We start from the raw sequence: 18,416 nt of genomic DNA on the forward strand, positions 1-18,416 counted from the left end.
CGGGATGTCCGCGATGTTGTCGACCGAGCGGGACAGTGAGGCGTGGCAGACCCTGCCCAGATCTCCCCGCACGTGCAGGGGTGAACCGAGCAATGTTCTACTGGGTGGTCAAGGCGATCCTCGGGCCGATCATCGCGGTCCTGTGGCAGCCGCGTGCCGAGGGTGTGGAGAACGTGCCCAGGCGCGGTCCGGCGATCCTGGTCGGTAACCACCTGTCCTTCTCCGACCACTTCTTCGGCCCCCTGCCTCTGCCGCGCAAGATCACCTTCCTGGCCAAGTCCGAGTACTTCACCGGCACCGGGGTCAAGGGGCTGGCCAGCCGGGCCTTCTTCAGCGGTGTGGGACAGATCCCGATCGACCGCTCGGGCGGCAAGAAGAGCGAGGCGGCCCTGCGCACCGGACTGCGCGTGCTCAAACGGGGCGACCTCCTCGGTATCTACCCCGAGGGCACCCGCTCCCCCGACGGCAGGCTCTACCGGGGCCGTACGGGCGCGGCCCGGATGGCGCTGGAGGCGCGGGCCCCGGTGGTGCCCATGGCGATGATCAACGCCGACAAGATCATGCCGCCCGGCCGCACCGTCCCCAAGCTGGGCATCCGTCCCAAGGTCGTGTTCGGCAAGCCGCTGGACTTCTCCCGCTACTACGGGATGGAGCGCGACCCCCGGGTGCTGCGCGCCGTGACCGACGAGATCATGTACGCACTGATGGAGCTGTCCGGCCAGGAGTACGTGGACCGCTACGCCCAGACGGTCAAGGCCGAGCTGGAGGCCGAGGCCAAGGAGGCCCGGCGTGAGCAGGCCACCGATGAGAAGGACCGCAGGCGCGCCGAGCGGGCCCGCCGCAAGGAGGAACGCCGCGCCCGCAAGGATGGGGGGAAGGACCAGCGCTCCTCCGAGGCGTGACCTCAGCGTCGGGCGAGGTCGCCGGCGCCGACGATGCCGGCCTCGCCCCCGAGTTCAGCGAGCCGCACCCGCGCCATCCTGCGGTAGGGGCGCCCGGAGACGTGGCGGGCGAACGAGGAGCGGACCGGGTCCAGGAGTACGGACCCGGCGTCGGAGACGCCTCCGCCGATCACGAAGCACGCGGGGTCCAGGATCGCGGCGAGGTCGGCCAGGCCCAGGCCCACCCACTCCCCCACCGCGGCGAAGCACTCCAGGGCGGCGGCGTCGCCCTCCAGGGCCGCCTGGGTGACGACGGGCCCCTGGACCCGTTCGATCTCCCCCTCGGCGAGTTTGAGCATCCGCTCGGCGGCCTGGGGATCGGTCCGGGCGCGGTCCTGCGCCTCGGCGACCAGGGCTCGGCCGCTGGCGTACTGCTCCCAGCAGCCGTGGTTGCCGCACGCGCAGCGGCGTCCGTAGGGGACGACGCGGTAGTGGCCCACCTCCGCGGCGGCTCCGAAGTGCCCGCGGTACAGCTCCCCCGCCAGGACCACGCCACCGCCGATCCCGGTGCCGAGGGTGACGCACACGATGTGGTCGTTCCCGCGTCCGGCCCCGAACCGGGCCTCGGCCCACGCGGCGGCGTTGGCGTCGTTCTCCACGACCACGGGGAGGCCGACGCGGTCCTGGACGCTGTCCCTGAGGGGGTAGCCGTGCAGGCCCAGGTTGACCGCGACCTGGACCGTGGCCCGGTCCTCGTCCACGAATCCGGCGACGCCGACGCCGACGGCCCCGCACTCGTGTCGGCCGCGCAGCTCGTGGACGGCGTGCGCGACGACGTCGGCCAGGCCCTCCGGGTCGTGGGAGGGAGTGGGGTACTTGACCTTGTCCAGGATCCGGCCCTCGTCGTCCACGGCACCGGCGGCGACCTTGGTCCCGCCGATGTCCACACCGATGGTCAGCATGAGGGCCTCTCCTTCGCACTTACGCCCGAACTCTGACATAAGTGTCCGGGTTCGTGACAAGTATCTTCCTAATAGGTCGATTAAACCAGGCCACGACCCCCGGAGACAGCACTGCGGCCCCTACTCCCTCCGCGTGCGTTCGAGGGAGCGCTCGAATACGTCCCACGTGCGCCCGAGCGCGGACGCCGCGGCCACCCCCGCCCGCCCGAGGTGGCCGGCGACCTCGGGCACGGCGGTGCGCACGATGTCCAAGACCTCCTCGGCCGGCGGGCGTTCCCGCCCGGACTCCAGGCGTATCGCCTCTCCCCACACGTCGTCCCTCTTCGGCGGCGCGGTGACCGATTTGACCCCGGCAGCCAGCAGCCTGCGCTGGAGGGTGTCGACCAGGCGCAGTGCGTCGTCGACGATGTCGCCGTCCTTGTTCTCTGTCGTCATGAGCAGACCTCCTGGGAATCAAGGTAACCGGCGCACCACCGCCGGACTCCCCCCCCCTCAGGGAAGGACCAGGGGAGAACCAGGGAGTACCATCAAAATCAAACATTCACCCCACGGGGCACAAAAGATCACATAGTTCACTTGGATGGCGGCCCCGCCGAGCGCGGGGCGCGCCCCACGGTGCGCGTCCGCCCATGTCAAAGGCCAGATGCCGGTCACCGTTGGGTACCGAACGAGCCGTGACTCTACTCACAAGTAGCATGGTGTTGTTACGGTCATCACGTTTTCATCCTTCCGCAATCCGTCTATGCCCAGGAGACCCAACGTGCGCGAATACAGCTCTCCCCCCGTCACCGAGATCTCCGATGACGCGCGGCTGACCGACACGCTCTACGCGCGCGCGGCCGAGGAGCCCGACGCCGTCGCGGCCCGTCGCCAGGAGTCCGGCCAGTGGCGGGACGTCACCACCGCGGAGCTGCGCGGCGACGTCGCCGCGTTCGCCAAGGCACTGATCAACGCGGGCGTCGAGCACGGCGACCGGGTCGCCCTCATGTCGCGGACCCGCTACGAGTGGACCGTCGTCGACTACGCCATCTGGTCCGTCGGTGCGGTCACCGTCCCGATCTACGAGACCTCCTCGGCCGAGCAGATCGGATGGATCCTCTCCGACTCCGGCGCCAAGGCCGCCTTCGTGGAGACCACCGAGCACGCCGAGCGCGTGGAGTCGGTGCGCACCCCGGACCTGGCCCACCTGTGGACCTTCGAGGGCGATCTGGAAGAACTGCGCCCCACCGGCTCCGAGGTCTCCGACGAGACGCTGGAGGAGCGCCGCAGGGCGGTCAGGGTCGACGACCTCGCCACTCTCATCTACACCTCCGGGACCACCGGGCGTCCCAAGGGCTGCAAGCTCACCCACCGCAACTTCCTCTTCATCGCGCACCAGTCGCTGGAGGGCCCCGCCCGGCAGATCCTGCGCGAGCACCCCGACCCCTCCACCCTCCTCTTCCTGCCCCTGGCCCATGTCTTCGCCCGGTTCGTCCAGGTCATGGTCCTGGAGGGCAAGGGCGTCCTCGGCCACTTCCCCTCCACCGGCCCCGAGCTGATCGAGGAGTTCGCGGTCTTCCGCCCGACCTTCCTCCTCGCGGTCCCCCGCGTGTTCGAGAAGGTCTACACCAAGGCGGAGCAGAAGGCCACGGCCGAGGGCAAGGGCAAGATCTTCGCCGCCGCCGCGGACACCGCCATCGCCTACAGCAAGGCGCTGGACACGGGCCGGGTCCCCTTCGGCACCAAGCTCAAGCACGCCCTGTTCGCCAAGCTCGTCTACGGCAAGCTCCTCGCCGCTTTGGGCGGGAACGCGCAGTACGCGGTCTCGGGCGGCTCGGCGCTCGGCGCCCGCCTCGGCCACTTCTTCCGGGGCATCGGCTTCACCATCGTCGAGGGCTACGGCCTGACCGAGACCACCGCGCCCAGCACGGTGAACAGCACCGACTTCAACAAGATCGGCACGGTCGGCCAGCCGCTGCCCGGCACCTCCGCGAGGATCGCCGAGGACGGCGAGGTCCTCGTCAAGGGCGACCACGTCATGGTCGGCTACTGGAAGAACGAGAAGGCCACCGAGGAGGCCTTCTCCGAGGACGGCTTCTACCGCACCGGCGACCTCGGTTCCCTGGACGAGGACGGCTTCCTGAGCATCACCGGCCGCAAGAAGGAGATCATCGTGACCGCGGGCGGCAAGAACGTCGCCCCCGCGGTGCTGGAGGACCGTATCCGGGCCAACGCCCTGGTCAGCCAGTGCATGGTTGTCGGCGACAACCGCAAGTTCATCGCCGCGCTGGTCACGATCGACCCCGACTCCTTCGAGCAGTGGCGGGAGGCCAACGGCAAGAGCGGACAAATCGCCGACCTCGCCGAGGACCCCGACCTCAACGCGGAGATCCAGAAGGCCGTCGACCATGCCAACCAGGCCGTGTCCAAGGCCGAGGGCATCAAGAAGTTCCGTATCCTGTCGACGGATTTCACCGAGGAGAACGGGGCGCTCACCGCCTCCCTCAAGGTCAAGCGCCACGTGGTGAACAAGACCTGGAGTCAGGAGATCGAGGACATCTACGCCGGCTGACCCGCGCCCCCGGAGCGCCCGAAGGCCGACCACCGGCGGGTGGTCGGCCTTCGTCGTGCCCTGCGGCCTCCGGCGGCCGGGCCTCCCGGGCCGGCCCGGGAGGCCCGGTGAGAGAGGGGCGGGCCCGGGCCGCTGACCGCGGCCCGGGCCCGCCCCGGTGTCGGAGCGCTCCGGCGCCTAGTGTGCGCCCGAGCTCTCGCTCTCGGAGTGGTGCAGGTGGTGGCCGCTGTGCGGCTCCACGTCGTCCACCGACACGTTGTCCTTCGTGTACCAGTGCGCCAGGGCCCTGCGGAACCGCCCCTTGGCCTTGCGGGCCTCGGGGTTCTCCACACCCTTGTCGTCGGTGTCCTCGACCAGCGCGGTGGAGGTGATGGTGGGCTTGCTCTGGAGCACGTCGACCGTGTCCTGAGAGCTCTCCTTGTGCACCTCGACGAACTCACCGCCCGACAGCTGCCGGATGGTCCCGCTCTCGTACCCGTGCTCCAGGGTCTCGCGGTCGCGCCGCTGCAGGCCCAGACAGATCCGCTTGGTGACGATGAACGCCACGATCGGACCCACGATGAAGAGCACCCGGAAGATGTAGGTGGTCAGGTACAGGTTGATGGAGAAGGTCTCCGACAGGATGTCGTTCGACCCGGCCAGCCACAGGACACCGTAGGCGACGACCGCGGCGACGCCCAGCCCGGTGCGGACCGGGGCGTTGCGCGGACGGTCGGCGACGTTGTGCGCCCTCTTGTCCCCGGTGATCCACGCCTCCAAGAACGGCCACACGCCCATCACGCCGAACAGCAGGCCCATGGCCCCCAGCCCCGGCACGAGCACGGCCACCGGAACCGCGTACCCGAAGATCTGGAAGTCCAGGGTGTTCGGGAAGATGCGCAGCGCGCCCTCCATGAAGCCCATGTACCAGTCCGGCTGGAGGCCGGAGGTGATGGAGGTTGGTGTGAACGGACCGAACAGGTGGATCGGGTTGATCTGGACGAACCCGCTCAGCCCCGCGATGACGGCGAACGTAAAGAAGAAGAACCCGCCGGCCTTGATCGCGAAGCCCGGCCACATCGGCGTTCCCACGACCGTCCTGTTGGACTTGCCGGTCCCCGGGTACTGAGTGTGCTTCTGGTGCCACAGGATCATGAAGTGCGCCACGATCAGCGCCAGCAGAATCGCCGGGAGCAGCAGGATGTGCAGCATGTACAGGCGCGCGATGATGACGTCCCCGGGGAACTCGCCCCCGAACAGGAACATGGAGATGTAGGTCCCCACCACCGGCAGGGCCAGCATCACGCCCTGGAGGATGCGCACGCCCATACCGGAGGGCAGGTCGTCCGGCAGCGAGTAGCCGAACAGGCCCTCGATCATCGCGATGGCGAAGATCGCCACTCCGATGAGCCAGTTGATCTCGCGCGGCTTGCGGAACGCGCCCGTGAAGAACACGCGCAGCGCGTGCACCACGAGCGAGGCCACGAAGATGAGCGCGGCCCAGTGGTGGATCTGCCGGACGAGGAACCCACCGCGCACATCGAAGTCGATGTACAGGGTGGAGGCGTAGGCCTCGCTCATCTCCACGCCCTGGAGGCGCTCGTAGGAGCCGTCGTAGACGATCTCGGCCATGCTCGGCTTGAACCACAGCGTCAGGAAGACGCCCGTGAGGAGCAGGATGATGAACGAGTACAGCGCGATCTCGCCCAGCATGAACGACCAGTGGTTCGGGAAGACCTTGCGCAGGTTCTTCTCGCCGGTCTTGGCCAGGTGGAAGCGGTCGTCGATGAAGTTCCCGACGCCGCGCAGAGCCTTGGGTGCTTGCGTGGTCTTACTCATCGACTAGTCCTTCGCATAGTCCCAGAACGTCGGACCGGGGGCTTCGGGGAAGTCACCGGTCGCGATGAGGTAGCCCTCGTCGTCGACCCCGATCGGCAACTGCGGCAGCGGCCGGTGCGCCGGGCCGAAGACCACCTTGGCGCCGTCGGCGGCATCGAAGGTGGACTGGTGGCACGGGCACAGGATGCGGTGCGTGGTCCGCTCGTACAGGGCCGCCGGGCAGCCGACGTGGGTGCAGATCTTCGAGTAGGCGACGATCCCGTCGTAGGTCCAGTTGAGCCTCGACTGGTCGCCCTCGACGTTCTCGTTCATCCCCGGCTTGTAGTCGGCCTCGGGGATCTTGATCAGCAGGATGACGGACTTGGCCTTCTCGTTGAGGCTCAGGTGGTGGCCGCCGTCGCCGTGGCCCTCCTCCCCACCGTGCCCACCCGGGTCGGGCAGGGCGCTGATCATGCCGTTGGGGGCGTTCTCCAGGTCCTCCGCCTTGATCTGGCGGTCGGTGCCCTCCACCACCATCCGCATGCCGTCGGCCCAGATGGTGTTCTTCAGCTTGTCGCCGGGCAGGGGGCCCGTGTCGCGCAGCAGCACGATCGGGGCCAGGCCCAGCGGCAGCATGGCCGCGATGAGCGTCCGCCGCATCAGCGGGCGCTTGGTGATGCCGCTCTCGTCGGCCCCCCGCATGAAGAAGGCCCCGAAGGAGCCCTTCTCCTCCTCGCTGGAAGGCAGCTCGTCGTAGGGCGAGGAGACCTCGTAGTGGGGCATCACGTTGCGCGCCCACACGGTCATCCCGGCACCGATACCGAACATCGCCAGGGTGAGCGATCCGCCCAGGAGCATGTTCGAGTACTGGGCGATCTGCGGGTCCGCGATCGCCGGAGTGCCCTGCGCGTTCGGGGGGAACAGGAAGTAGGAGACCAGGAACCCGACACCGCCCAGGAAGGCGAGGACGAACCACACCGCGGCGATCCGCTCGCCCCGGCGCTGCTGCTCCTCTGGGTGCGCGTGGGTCTCCGACGCGGGGTAGGGCCCCTCGTGCGCGGCGTCCGTCGCGGACACGGCGGCGACCGCCCTCTCCTCGGAGGACTCGGAGGGGGTACCGAGCACGCGCTCGGGCCCCTCGGCCCGGTTCTTGTCGTTGCTGTTGTCAGTCATGTGCACGCTGCTTCGCGGTGATCCAGATCGCGCAGGCGACGATCAGGGCCAGACCGATGGTCCAGGAGATGAAACCCTCCGCGACCTGGCCGACACGCTCCAGGTCGAAGATGCCGCCGGCGTTGGGCTCGGCCTGCAGGGTCTTCACGTAGGAGATGAGCTCCTGCTTCTCGTCCGAGGTGATGACCATGTCGTTGAACATCGGCATGGCACCGGGTCCGGTGACCATGGCCTCGTAGATCTCACGGGGCGTGGCCTCGTGGATCTCGGGGGCCCACCGGCCGTCGGTGAGGGCACCGCCGCCGCCGGACCAACCGTGGCAGTGCGCACAGTTGGTCAGGTAGAGCTGCATACCCATCTCGGTGTCGTCGGCGCCCTCGATGTACTCGTCGTAGGCGGCCTCGTACTCGGCGAGCGCCGCCTCGTACTCGGTGTGGGCCTCCTCCTCGGCCTCGTCGAAGGCCTCCTCGGAGTCGTAGTCGGCCCGGTTGGGCTCGAAGTCCTCCGGCTGGGGGGCGGAGCCCGGGATGCCGTAGGGGACATCGGCCCCGCTCTCGCCGTCCCTGATCTCGGCGTTGTAGTACGCGATCAGATGGTCCAGGTCCTGCTCGGACATGACCATGTCCCGGCGCGGCATCTGGACATCCGGGTTCACCGACGGCATACGGCCGGTACTGACCTGGAAGTCGATCGCGGCGGAGCCGACCTCGCGCAGGTCCGGTCCGGTGTCGCTGCCGGAGCCGTCCAGGCCGTGGCACGAGGCGCACGTCTGGTCGAAGACGGTCTTGCCCTCGGCGATGTCCACGTCGTCGGGCGACGGGGCCTCAGCGGCGAGGGTCTGCGCTTGGGCCTGGTCGGAGGTGGGGGCCAGGGCGGCGTACCCCACCCCGAACAGGGCGAGCGCGAGGATGACGACGGCATACCCCGCGAGGGGATGCCGTCGCCGCGCGGTAATCCATTTCACGGTTTCCCCGTTCCGGGTTACTGGATGAAGTAGATGGTTGCGAACAGAGCGATCCAGACCACGTCGACGAAGTGCCAGTAGTAGGACACGACGATCGCACTGGTCGCCTGCTGGTGAGTGAAGCGCTTCGCGGCGTACGTTCGTCCCAGCATGATGAGGAACGCGATGAGGCCACCGATGACGTGCATCCCGTGGAAGCCCGTGGTCAGGTAGAACATCGACCCGTAGGCGCTCGACTGGAGTGTCAGCCCCTCGTGGACGATGAGCTCGTAGTACTCATAGGCCTGGCCCAAGACGAAGAACAGGCCCATGAAGAACGTCAGGAAGAACCACGCGCGCAGCTTCTTGACGTCACCGCGCTCAGCGGCCCAGACGCCGAACTGCGCGGTGAAGCTGGAAGCCACCAGGACGATGGTGATCGCGCTGGCCCAGGGCACGTTGAGGTGCGTGTCCGGCCACGCGCCGAGCTCCGGGTTGCCGTTGGTCACCGATCGGATGGTGAAGTACATCGCGAACAGCGCTGCGAAGAACATGAGTTCGTTGGACAACCAGACGATGGTTCCAACGCTCACCAGGTCAGGACGCTTTGCCGCACCATGCGCTGGTGTCGGTGCTGTTTTGGGGTTCGCGGTTGCTGTCGCCACGGGAGCATTATTACGGCATCTCGCGAAGACCCGTATCCGACCCCCCGTAAGGGAGCGGATCGGTACCGGTCATGGACCGTCAGGCCTGCCGGAGCGGGGCGTTCACCGTGACCCGGGCGTTACTGTAGCGGCTCGGGGCCCGTTCCCGGCCCCGCGACGCGCCCACGGGCGGCGGCGGGCGCTGTTTCCGGCGCGGGCACGGCGATCCCTACCCCCCTGCGGGCACCCGAACCCGACCCGTGTCACCCAGCGGCATCAAAAGTATCACTGTTGGGCAACGCACCCCCGAAGCGGCTGGAACACGGCAGCGCACGGTGCCGGCCTCCCCCGGACGGGGATGCCCCGCACCGCTGTCTGGGCAGCCGGGCCGCGAGGCAATAGAGTCGTGGGAACAACAGCCGACAAGGGCCCCAGCCGCATCCGCGGACGGCCCGGGACAGACGTGATGGGACGGTTGCGCGATGGTGGACAGCGGTACGGAGACGGGTTCCAGGATGCGCGTGCTGGTCTACAGCGACAAGGCCGACACCCGCGAGCAGGTCCGGCTGGCCGTCGGCCGCCGACCTGCCGCGGACGTGCCCAAGGTGGAGTTCGTGGAGTGCGCGACCGCCCCGGCGGCCCTGCGCCGACTGGAGTCGACCGACCGGGCCGAGCGGATCGACATCGCCCTCCTCGACGGCGAGGCCGCCCCGGTGGGCGGCATGGGCCTGTGCCGCCAGATCAAGGACGAGATCTACCACTGCCCGCCGGTGCTGCTGCTGGTCGGCCGCCGCGACGACGGCTGGCTCGCGACCTGGTCGCAGGCCGAGCAGGTGGTGAGCCACCCGATCGACCCGGTCGCCCTGGCCGAGGCCCTGGCCGACCTCATGCGCCGGCGCACCGCGGCCCTGAGCGGCTGACCCGGAGGACCGCCGACCCGCACCGGGCGGCCACGCGCCACCGCCCGCCCCGTCCCGCACCGTGGAGCCCGAGGAAACCATGAACACCGCCCCTGCCGACGCCCCCTCCGCCGTCACCGAGCGGAGTTGGCCCGCCCTGATCACCGCCCTGTTGGACGGCGTGACACTCAGTGCCTCCGACACCGGTTGGGCGATGAACGAGATCATGTCCGGCTCGGCGACCGACGCCCAGATCGCCGGGTTCGCCATCGCCCTGCGCTCCAAGGGGGAGGGCGTGTCCGAGGTGACCGGCCTCGCCCGCGGCATGCTCGACAACGCCGTCCGGATCTCCGTCTCCGGACCGACCCTGGACATCGTGGGTACCGGAGGCGACCGGGCCCACACCGTGAACGTGTCGACCATGGCCTCGATCGTGGCCTCGGCGGCGGGCGCGCGCGTGGTCAAGCACGGCAACCGGGCCTCCTCCTCCTCCTGCGGGACGGCCGACGTCCTGGAACGGCTCGGCGTGGTCCTAGACCTGGCACCGGAGCTGACCGCCCGGGTCGCCGAGGAGACCGGCATCACCTTCTGCTTCGCCCCGGTCTTCCACCCCTCGTTCCGCTTCACCGCCAAGCCGCGCCGCGAACTGGCGGTCCCCACCGTCTTCAACTTCCTGGGTCCGCTGACCAACCCGGCACAGACCACCTCCGCCGCGATCGGCGTGTTCGACGCGCGCATGTGCGAGGTCATCGCGGGCGTGTTCGCCGAGCGCGGCACCTCCGCGGTGGTCTTCCGCGGCGACGACGGCCTAGACGAGCTCACCACGGCGACCACGTCGACCGTGTGGGTGGTGCGTGACGGCCGCGCCCGCAGGGAGAGCCTGGACCCGCTGGAGCTGGGCATCCCCCGTTCGGAGCCCGACGCCCTGCGCGGCGGCGACGTGGAGTTCAACGCCCAGGCGGTCCGCGACATGCTCGCGGGGCGCGAGGGGCCGGTCCGGGACGCGGTGCTGCTCAACGCCGGGGCTGCGCTGGCCGCCGTCGAGGGCGTGGGCGGCTCCCTCACCAAGGCCGTACGCATCGGCTACGAGCGCGCCGCCGCCGCCGTCGACAGCGGGGCGGCCCGGCGCACGCTCGACACCTGGGTGGAGACCACCCAGGGCCTGGCCAAGGAGTAGTTGTGTTTATGGTCCCTCGCAGGCTCGGGACGTGCTCGCGGCGTGGAGAACCGGCCTCTTCGTCGTCGCTACCGCCCCTGCTCGTTCCTCGCAGCTGCGGAGACTCCTCCTGCAGACACCGGGGGCGCGCGCACCGGGCAGCGGTCTACCAGCCCAGGGCGAAGGCCGACTCCAGGTCGTGCCTGGAGTAGGCCTGGAACGAGATGTGGGTGTCGGAAGAGATCACGCCCGGGACCCTGTTCACGCGGCCGGGGATCACCTCGGCCAGCTCCTCGTGGCGGCGGACCCGCACCATGGCGACGAGGTCGACGCCGCCGGTCACCGAGTACACCTCGCTGACGCCGTCGATCCCGGCGATCGCCTCGGCGACCTCGGGGATGCGGTGGACCTCGGCCTTGATCATGACGATCGCGGTGATCACTGTTTCCTCCAGGAGCGGGTCTGGCACGGGCTGGCGCACCGGGCGCGGGCACGCTCAGTAGACGTCGGAGAGCCGCGTCCCGGAGCGCCATCGCAGCCGGTAGACCACCAGTCCCACGGCCGCCCCGGCGACGAACCCGTACACGTGCGCGGCGTAGGCGACGTTGGACCCGCTGCCGGGGGTGTTCGACGTGGTGACGTAGAGAAGGTACTGGAAGGCGAAGTAGCTTCCCACCACCGCCCAGCCGGGCAGCCGCAGCGGGACCAGGCCGAACACCAGCGTGGTGACCCTGCTGCGGAACTGCACGACGAGGTAGGCACCGAGCACACCGGAGATCGCACCGGAGGCCCCCACCATGGGTGCGGTGCCCTCGGTGGAGGTCAGCGCGTACCCGTAGGCCGCGGCCACCCCGGTGAGCAGGTACAGGACCAGGAAGCGGATCCGCCCGATCCGGTCCTCCACGACAGGGCCGAACACGAACAGGTAGACCATGTTGCCCAGCAGGTGGGCGGCGCCGCCGTGCAGGAACATGGAGGTGAACACTGACAGCCACACGGCCTTGCCGTCGAGGCCGCCGCACTCGGGCGTCGGCGGGGGCGCGAGGGCGGCCCGGCCGAGCATCTCGTCAGGGACCGCTCCCCAGAGCATGATGTAGTCGTCGATGGCGCAGTACCGGCCCACGACGTCGCTCGGGTACCACACGGCGGTCGTCGCCAGCGGGGAGGCGAGGTAGACGAGGACGTTCACCGCGATCAGCGTGAAGGCCACCACCGGGGCGCGGCGGACCGGGTAGTCGTCATTGAGCGGGAGCGCGGCCATGCGCCCAGTGTGTCATCCGGGGGTGCGCCTCGGCTCCGCGCAACGGGCAGGTCCACTCCCCTTCGATCTCGACGATCCGGACCGCGGGGTGTTCGAGCCAGGCCAGCACCGCCTCGGTCTCCTCGGCGGTGGCCCGCGGGACGGGACCGTACCCGGCGTCCACGCGCTCGGCGGTGGCGGTGAGGGAGGCGAGGAAGGCCGCCGGGTCGGTCCCCGGGGCCAGCACGGCGGCACCCGCGAGGCGGCCGTGGCGGACCACGCACGTCTCCCAGCCCGCGGTACCGGGGCGGGAGGCCACCAGGTGCGGGACGGCGGCGATGGCCGACAGGCGCTGGGCGCGCCGTGCTCCGCGCAGGAAGGCCGCGAGCCGGTCGCGGTGGCCGGCGGCCTCCTCGTAGCGCAGGTCGGCGGAGAGCGCGGTGATGCGTTCGGTGTGGGCGGCCACGACCGGACCGGGGTCGCCGGTCATGGCCGCCCGTGCGGCCTCGGCGTGGACGGTGTAGTCCTCCAGGGACTCGGTGCCGTCGCAGGGTGCCCCACAGCGCCCCAGTTGCGCGAGCACGCACGCCGCCACGGGTGCGGCGGCGGAGAAGGTGTGGGTGCACTGGCGCAGCGGGAAGGCGTGCAGCAGGGCCTCCTTGGCGCGTCCGGCCTCGTGGGCCGAGGTGTAGGGGCCCAGGTAGGGGGCGCCGTCGTCGTGGACCGTGCGCGCCACCGACACCCGGGGGTAGGCGTCGGTGGTGAGCGTGACCCAGAAGGCGCGCTCGGGGTAGCGCGACCTGCGGTTGAAGGGCGGTTTGCGCTCGGCGATGATCCGCAGTTCGCGGACGGAGGCCTCCAGTTCGGTGGTGCACACCAGGGGTGTGACCCCCTCCACGAGCCCGGCCATCTCCCGGATGCGCCGACGGTTCTCGGCCGCGGTGAAGTAGGACGCCACGCGGCGTCGGAGGTTGGCGCTCTTGCCGACGTAGAGGACGGTGCCTCGCGCGTCGGTGAACATGTACACACCGGGCTTCTCCGGCAGGCCGTCGGCGAGGTGGCGCCTGGCGCGCTGGGCGCGGCTGGCGGGTTTGGTGACCGCCCGCAGCTCCTCCAGGCTGTGCACCCCCATGGGTGCGGCGCGGTCGATGAGGCCGCGCAGCACGGCCACGGTGGCACGGGCGTCGTCCAGGGCGCGGTGGTTGGGCGCGGTGGGTGCTCCGAAGAACGCGGCGAGAGTGGCGAGCCTGTGGTTGCGCACCTGGGGACGAACCAGCAGGGCACGGGCCAGGCGCAGGGTGTCCACGACCGTGGGGGCGGGCCACTCCAAGTCCAGGCGTTCACAGGCGGCCTTGAGGAATCCGGTGTCGAAGGGGGCGTTGTGCGCGACGAGCGCGGTGCCGGGGCCGGTGGCTAGGAAGTCCAGCAGGCGGGGCAGGGCCTCCTCCAGGGGAGGGGCGGTGGCCACCATGGACTGGGTGATGCCGGTCAGGAGGGTGATCTCGGCCGGGATCGGGACCCCGGGGTCCACCAGGGTGGAGAACTCACCGAGGACGTCGGCGCCGCGCACCTTGACGGCACCGATCTCGGTGATCCGCGACCGCTGTGCGCTGGTGCCCGTGGTCTCCAGGTCCACGACCACGAAGGTCGTCTCGGCCAGCGGGGTACCGAGGTCGGTGATGCTGGTCTGGACGCCGGAGGGCCCGGCGGAGTCGGCAGCCACCCGACCAGGGTAGTCGGAGCCGATGACCGAACGGCTGGGGATCGGGGCTGACCTGCCCGGCATGGAAAGATGAGGGTGAGGGGGCGGAAGTGTCGTTGCGTCCCGAGTTGAGCGCGATCAGAGGAGGAAGCCGTGGGGATCACGAAGCCGGGTGACGGTGAACGGTGGCGGTGCGCCGGTTGCGGGAATCTCACGCGGTTCGACGTGACCCGCGCTGTCCGGTCCCGGGACTACGTCCACCAGGACCTGGCCGGCCACGGTGTGGTGGAGGAGCAGGCCGTGCTCACTGAGACCGTGGAGCGGGTCGCCTGCCGCTGGTGCGGCGCCACGGACAGCATGGAGGTCGTCGCCCGCCCCGGCGCCGGGGCACCGGACTCCGGTGGCGCGGCGGAGAGCACGACGGGTCGGTCATGAGCTCCCGCCCGGAGACGGGCGGCGACTCCGAGCCCGCCGGGGCCTCCGGCGCGGCCGACGGCGGCCCCGGCGCCGAGGGGCTGAGCCGCCCCCTGCCGGAGCAGGTGCGGGCCAGGGTGATCGAGTACGGCTCGGACGTGCTCGGCGGTATGCGCACCAATGAACTGCCCCCGCTGCTGCGCCGGGTGGCCCGGTTCGAGCCGCGCCGCCGGGCCCGGCTGGCCGGGCCCCAGATCGCCGCCCAGTTGGAGACCGACGCAGGGTTCCGGGGCCGGGTCGGGGAGCGGGTGGAGCGCGTGTGGCCCGAGCTGGCCGAGGGGCTGCGGTCGGGGGTGGTCCCCCCGGCCGCCGACCCCGTGGCCGTGGCGGCCTGCGCCTACCTGCTGCGGCCCCGGGGATGGCCGGGGATCATCGAGGGGGTGCGCGAGGAGCTGGAGCGCCGGACCAGCGCGAAGGAGGCCGACGAGGCCGTCGAGGAGCTGGACTCGGTCCGCAGGAGGCTGGACGAGAGCAGGCACGCCCACCGCGCCGACCTCGAACGCCTGCGCGCACGGGTCCGCGACCAGCGGGCCGAGATCACCGAGCTGCGGCGCAAGGTGCACGACGAGCGCCACCGCGCCAAGGAGGCCAGGGAGCGGGCCCAGCGGGTCCTGGAGGAGACCGCCGCCAGGGAGAGCGATTCGGTGAGCCAGGTGGGTGCCCTGGAGGCGGAGAACCGGCGGCTGCGCTCGCGGGTGGAGGCGGCCGAGGCGCAGGTGGAGAACGCGCGCCGGGCGGCACGTACGGGGCGCAACGCCGACGAGGCCCGGCTGCGGGTACTCCTGGACGTCCTGGTCGAGGCCTCCCACGGACTGCGCCGTGAACTGGCCCTACCCACGTCTCTGGAGGCACCCGCCGACCACGTGGCTGAGGCGGGGCAGCGCAGGGTGTCACTCGGAGGGCTGCCCGACGACGATCCGGGGCTGCTGGAGCGGCTGCTGACCGCTCCCCGCGTGCATCTGCTGGTCGACGGCTACAACGTCACCAAGACGGGGTACGGGACGCTGCCCCTGGCCGACCAGCGCACCCGGCTGCTGAACTCCCTGGAGGGCCTGGCCAGCCGCACCAAGGCCGAGATCACGTGTGTGTTCGACGGCGCGGACGTGGACACCCCTCCGGCGCTGGCCGCGCCCCGCAGGGTGCGGCTGCTGTTCAGCGCGCCCGGGGAGACCGCGGACGCACTGATCGTGCGCCTGGTGGGTGCCGAACCGCCGGGGCGTCCCATCGCGGTGGTGACCTCGGACCGGGAGATCGTCACGGCGGTGCGCCGCGCCGGGGCGCGGGCGGTGTCGTCGTCGATCTTCCTGCGGCGGCTAGAGTAGCCGCGGCCCGGTGCCGCCCTCCGCACCTCCCGGGACCTGGGGTGAGGCCCCTGTGCCTCGAGCGGTGGGGGCGCACGGCACGGTGCCGTGCGCCCCCACCGCTTGAGGTGCAGGGGCCCGTCCGCTAAGTTCTTCCCGAGCGTGAGTGATGTATCCGGATAAAACGGGACGGTTGTGTCTCCCATTCCGGTACGAACCCCTCGTTCACGCTGTGTCCGGCCTGTGGCACGGACCGTCTTGTCGACGTCCCCCGCACCCTCGCGCGGTGTCCCTACCCCAAGGAGCGTGGACCTCCATGAACGACGCCGGTGGTCGGCGCACAGCTCGCCGCCTCGCCTCGACCGGGCTCGGTGTGGCCATCGCCGGAAGCCTGGTCTCCCCCGGCACCGCCTACGCGGAGCCGACCCAGGACGAGGTCGAGGACCGCATCGCGGAACTCAACGAGCAGGCCTCCGACAAGGTCGAGGCCTACAACCAGGCGGAGGAGGACCACGAGGTCGCCCTCGCCCAGTACGAGGAGCTCGAAGAGCAGGTCGGCGACGAGGAGGAGACCTACAACGAGCTGCGCTCTCAGGTCCAGCGCTTCGCCGCCGCTGCCTACCAGTCCGGCGGCGTGGACGCGACCGCCAGCATCCTCACCTCCGACCGTCCCGAGGAGGTACTGGAGCAGGACGCCGACATGAACTACCTGTCGGAGAGCCAGCTCGCCCAGTTGGACGAGTTCGGTGAGTCCGCCGAGCGCCTGTTCGCCCTCAAGGACGAGGCGGAGGAGGCCCTGGAGGCCGCCGAGGAGGAGCTGGAGGAGGCCGAGGAGGCCAAGGAGGAAGTCGAGGAGGCGATCGCCGAGCAGGAGGCCCTGCTGGCGCAGTTCCCCTCGTCCGACCCCACGGCGGAGGGTGCCAGCAGCGCGGGCGGCGCGGACTACACCGGGAGCGCCACCGGGAGCGCGGGCGCCGCGCTGGACTTCGCCTACGCCCAGGTCGGCAAGCCCTACGTCTGGGGCGGCACCGGCCCGAACGGCTACGACTGCTCCGGCCTGGTCCAAGCCGCGTGGCGCGCCGGCGGCGTGAACCTGCCGCGCACCACCTACTCGCAGGCCAACGCGGGGCCGCGCATCTACGACATGAGCGCCCTCCAGCCCGGTGACATCATGTTCTTCTACGGCGGGCTGAGCCACGACGGCCTCTACGCGGGCAACGGGCAGATGGTCCACGCCCCGAGCAGCGGCCGCAACATCGAGATCGTGGGGCTGGCCGCCTACTGGGCGGGCCAGTTCCAGTTCGCGGTCCGTCCGTAACCCTGCTCCGTTCTCAGGGGCCGCCGCCGATCCGCTCGGCGAGCGGCCCCTTCCTGTTCTCCCCTGCGCAAAGCATCTGTGGAATTTCGGATCATTTGCTTTATCCCAACAAACGTAACGAACCAGTTGAGAGTCCACGAAGTCATGTACTAGGGTTCAGCACCGAACGTGGCCGTTCTCCGTACACCGCCCCGTGGCGGTGGCGGCCGCGTCCGGGTCGGGCGTTCCCCACACCCCGGCCGTTCCCGTTTCGGACGGCCCCGCGACCCACCCGGCGCAGTCCCTCGGCTCCCCCGACCTCCTCGGGCCGAGGGCAGGAAAGGTGGTACAGCGTGTCCTCTCCCCGTTCCCCCCGCAGGCGCAGCACGGCCGTCGTGGCCTCCCTGGCCGCGGGCTCGCTCCTCCTCCCCGCGTCCGCGGCCCACGCCGAGCCGACGATCGACGACGTCCGCGCCGAGATCGAGGCTCTGGAGGAGGAGTACGCCTCCCTCAACGCGGAGTACAACGAGGCCCAGGAGACCCACGAGGCCGCCGAGGAGAACCTGGAGGAGATCCAGGAGAACCTGGAGGAGGCCCAGGAGACCGTGGACGAGCTGGGGTCGAACGTGCGCACCCTGGCCAACCTCACCTACACCGGTGTCGACCTGACCTCCCCCGCCCACATCATCGGTGCCACCGGTCCCGAGGACGTCCTCTCCCACCAGGCGGACCTGACCTACCTCTCCGAGCAGCAGAACGCGGGCCTGGATCGCTACGTCGAGGAGCTGGCGCACCTGGAGAGCCTGGAGGCGGAGGCCGCCGACACCGAGGAGGAGGCGGCCGAGGCCCTGGAGGCCGCCGAGGAGGCCGAGGAGGAGGCCGCCGACGCCATCGCCGAGCAGGAGGCACTGCTGGCCGACCTGACCGCGGAGCAGGCGGCCGCGGCCACCGAGAACGTCTCCAACGACAGCGGCGGCACCACCAGCAGCGGGGGCGGGGGCGGTGCCACCTACACCGGCCCGGCCACCGGCAGCGCGCAGACCGCACTGAACTTCGCCTACGCCCAGGTCGGCAAGCCCTACGTCTGGGGCGGCACCGGCCCGAGCGGCTACGACTGCTCCGGCCTGACCCAGGCCGCGTGGGCCGCCGCGGGCGTGAGCCTGCCACGCACCACCTACAGCCAGGTCAACGCGGGCACCCGGGTCTCCTGGGACAACATGCAGCCCGGCGACCTCATCTTCTTCTACGGCGGGCCCGACCACGTCGGCATGTACGCCGGCGACGGCGTCATGGTGCACGCCTCCAACTCCTCCAAGCCGATCGGCACCGTCACCCTCAACAGCTACTACCGCCAGAACTTCTACGCCGCCGTCCGCCCGTAGCGAGGGACCCGTTC

The 18,416-nt window shown here is 70.5% G+C and carries 16 protein-coding genes and 1 pseudogene; 8 read left to right on the forward strand and 9 right to left on the reverse strand.

All coding sequences use genetic code 11. The annotated features are described in order from the left end of the window. Window positions 1-92 precede the first annotated feature (92 nt). Complete coding sequence (locus tag B042_RS0118885) at window positions 93-902, forward strand: 1-acyl-sn-glycerol-3-phosphate acyltransferase (protein ID WP_028649648.1); 810 nt, start codon at window positions 93-95, stop codon at window positions 900-902. Window positions 903-904: 2 nt separating this feature from the next. On the opposite strand, the gene B042_RS0118890 is transcribed toward B042_RS0118885, so the two are convergent. Together B042_RS0118890 and B042_RS23860 are read right to left on the reverse strand one after the other, a co-directional pair. Beyond that, window positions 905-1,843, reverse strand: a complete 939-nt coding sequence (locus tag B042_RS0118890) for an ROK family glucokinase (RefSeq protein ID WP_028649649.1) — start codon at window positions 1,841-1,843, stop codon at window positions 905-907. A 123-nt stretch (window positions 1,844-1,966) separates the two neighbouring features. Further along, window positions 1,967-2,278, reverse strand: a pseudogene (locus B042_RS23860) (hypothetical protein); the annotation flags it as partial. 325 nt (window positions 2,279-2,603) lie between these two features. On the opposite strand from B042_RS23860, the gene B042_RS0118900 reads away from it, so the two are divergent. After that, window positions 2,604-4,394 carry a long-chain fatty acid--CoA ligase gene (locus B042_RS0118900; protein ID WP_028649650.1) on the forward strand — a complete coding sequence of 597 codons (1,791 nt, stop codon included), beginning with the start codon at window positions 2,604-2,606 and terminating at the stop codon, window positions 4,392-4,394. Window positions 4,395-4,571: 177 nt separating this feature from the next. Here B042_RS0118900 and B042_RS0118905 read toward each other — a convergent pair whose 3' ends face one another. The 4 genes from B042_RS0118905 to B042_RS0118920 form a co-directional block, all read right to left on the reverse strand. Next, entirely contained in the window at window positions 4,572-6,212 is a 1,641-nt protein-coding gene (locus tag B042_RS0118905) for a cytochrome bc complex cytochrome b subunit (RefSeq protein WP_028649651.1), read from the reverse strand. Window positions 6,213-6,215: 3 nt separating this feature from the next. Further along, window positions 6,216-7,364 (reverse strand): ubiquinol-cytochrome c reductase iron-sulfur subunit, encoded by a 1,149-nt coding sequence (locus tag B042_RS0118910; protein ID WP_028649652.1) that lies wholly within the window; start codon window positions 7,362-7,364, stop codon window positions 6,216-6,218. Then, window positions 7,357-8,250: a cytochrome c gene (locus tag B042_RS0118915; protein WP_028649653.1), complete on the reverse strand. Its 894-nt coding sequence runs from the start codon at window positions 8,248-8,250 to the stop codon at window positions 7,357-7,359. Before B042_RS0118915 ends, B042_RS0118910 begins: the two co-directional genes overlap by 8 nt. A gap of 95 nt (window positions 8,251-8,345) precedes the next feature. Continuing rightward, a complete protein-coding gene (locus tag B042_RS0118920; protein WP_081748883.1) occupies window positions 8,346-8,900 on the reverse strand; it encodes a heme-copper oxidase subunit III in 555 nt (184 codons plus the stop codon). Window positions 8,901-9,433: 533 nt separating this feature from the next. Here B042_RS0118920 and B042_RS0118925 point away from each other — a divergent pair. Together B042_RS0118925 and trpD are read left to right on the forward strand one after the other, a co-directional pair. Continuing rightward, a complete protein-coding gene (locus tag B042_RS0118925; RefSeq protein ID WP_028649655.1) occupies window positions 9,434-9,871 on the forward strand; it encodes a response regulator transcription factor in 438 nt (145 codons plus the stop codon). A gap of 79 nt (window positions 9,872-9,950) precedes the next feature. After that, window positions 9,951-11,027 carry an anthranilate phosphoribosyltransferase gene (gene trpD / locus B042_RS0118930; protein WP_028649656.1) on the forward strand — a complete coding sequence of 359 codons (1,077 nt, stop codon included), beginning with the start codon at window positions 9,951-9,953 and terminating at the stop codon, window positions 11,025-11,027. A 145-nt stretch (window positions 11,028-11,172) separates the two neighbouring features. Here the strand turns inward: trpD and B042_RS0118935 are convergent, their stop codons facing one another. The 3 genes from B042_RS0118935 to B042_RS0118945 are packed head-to-tail and all read right to left on the reverse strand — an operon-like array spanning window position 11,173 to window position 14,032. After that, complete coding sequence (locus B042_RS0118935) at window positions 11,173-11,448, reverse strand: Lrp/AsnC family transcriptional regulator (protein ID WP_028649657.1); 276 nt, start codon at window positions 11,446-11,448, stop codon at window positions 11,173-11,175. Window positions 11,449-11,502: 54 nt separating this feature from the next. Beyond that, window positions 11,503-12,267, reverse strand: a complete 765-nt coding sequence (locus tag B042_RS0118940; protein WP_028649658.1) for a rhomboid family intramembrane serine protease — start codon at window positions 12,265-12,267, stop codon at window positions 11,503-11,505. Continuing rightward, entirely contained in the window at window positions 12,245-14,032 is a 1,788-nt protein-coding gene (locus B042_RS0118945) for a DEDD exonuclease domain-containing protein (protein WP_081748884.1), read from the reverse strand. Before B042_RS0118945 ends, B042_RS0118940 begins: the two co-directional genes overlap by 23 nt. 69 nt (window positions 14,033-14,101) lie before the next feature. Here B042_RS0118945 and B042_RS0118950 point away from each other — a divergent pair, with 69 nt between their 5' ends. The 4 genes from B042_RS0118950 to B042_RS0118965 all read left to right on the forward strand — a co-directional run bounded on the left by B042_RS0118950 (window position 14,102) and on the right by B042_RS0118965 (window position 18,402). Further along, window positions 14,102-14,383 (forward strand): hypothetical protein, encoded by a 282-nt coding sequence (locus tag B042_RS0118950; protein ID WP_028649660.1) that lies wholly within the window; start codon window positions 14,102-14,104, stop codon window positions 14,381-14,383. Next, complete coding sequence (locus B042_RS0118955; RefSeq protein WP_028649661.1) at window positions 14,380-15,744, forward strand: NYN domain-containing protein; 1,365 nt, start codon at window positions 14,380-14,382, stop codon at window positions 15,742-15,744. Before B042_RS0118950 ends, B042_RS0118955 begins: the two co-directional genes overlap by 4 nt. Before the next feature lie 295 nt (window positions 15,745-16,039). Further along, the gene (locus B042_RS0118960; RefSeq protein ID WP_028649662.1) at window positions 16,040-17,041 is read left to right on the forward strand and encodes an NlpC/P60 family protein; all 1,002 of its coding nucleotides are present in this window, start codon (window positions 16,040-16,042) and stop codon (window positions 17,039-17,041) included. 332 nt (window positions 17,042-17,373) lie between these two features. Continuing rightward, window positions 17,374-18,402: an NlpC/P60 family protein gene (locus B042_RS0118965; RefSeq protein WP_028649663.1), complete on the forward strand. Its 1,029-nt coding sequence runs from the start codon at window positions 17,374-17,376 to the stop codon at window positions 18,400-18,402. Window positions 18,403-18,416 lie beyond the last annotated feature (14 nt).

Source organism: Nocardiopsis sp. CNT312, from assembly GCF_000515115.1.
Taxonomy (GTDB): domain Bacteria; phylum Actinomycetota; class Actinomycetes; order Streptosporangiales; family Streptosporangiaceae; genus Nocardiopsis.

Bases quoted from the DNA above. Each gene is read 5' to 3' on its own strand.
- B042_RS0118885 (WP_028649648.1), top strand. From the start codon at position 93: ATGTTCTACTGGGTGGTCAAGGCGATCCTCGGGCCGATCATCGCGGTC.
- B042_RS0118890 (WP_028649649.1), bottom strand. From the start codon at position 1,843: ATGCTGACCATCGGTGTGGACATCGGCGGGACCAAGGTCGCCGCCGGT.
- B042_RS0118905 (WP_028649651.1), bottom strand. From the start codon at position 6,212: ATGAGTAAGACCACGCAAGCACCCAAGGCTCTGCGCGGCGTCGGGAAC.
- B042_RS0118910 (WP_028649652.1), bottom strand. From the start codon at position 7,364: ATGACTGACAACAGCAACGACAAGAACCGGGCCGAGGGGCCCGAGCGC.
- B042_RS0118925 (WP_028649655.1), top strand. From the start codon at position 9,434: ATGGTGGACAGCGGTACGGAGACGGGTTCCAGGATGCGCGTGCTGGTC.
- trpD (WP_028649656.1), top strand. From the start codon at position 9,951: ATGAACACCGCCCCTGCCGACGCCCCCTCCGCCGTCACCGAGCGGAGT.
- B042_RS0118940 (WP_028649658.1), bottom strand. From the start codon at position 12,267: ATGGCCGCGCTCCCGCTCAATGACGACTACCCGGTCCGCCGCGCCCCG.
- B042_RS0118945 (WP_081748884.1), bottom strand. From the start codon at position 14,032: ATGCCGGGCAGGTCAGCCCCGATCCCCAGCCGTTCGGTCATCGGCTCC.
- B042_RS0118955 (WP_028649661.1), top strand. From the start codon at position 14,380: ATGAGCTCCCGCCCGGAGACGGGCGGCGACTCCGAGCCCGCCGGGGCC.
- B042_RS0118960 (WP_028649662.1), top strand. From the start codon at position 16,040: ATGAACGACGCCGGTGGTCGGCGCACAGCTCGCCGCCTCGCCTCGACC.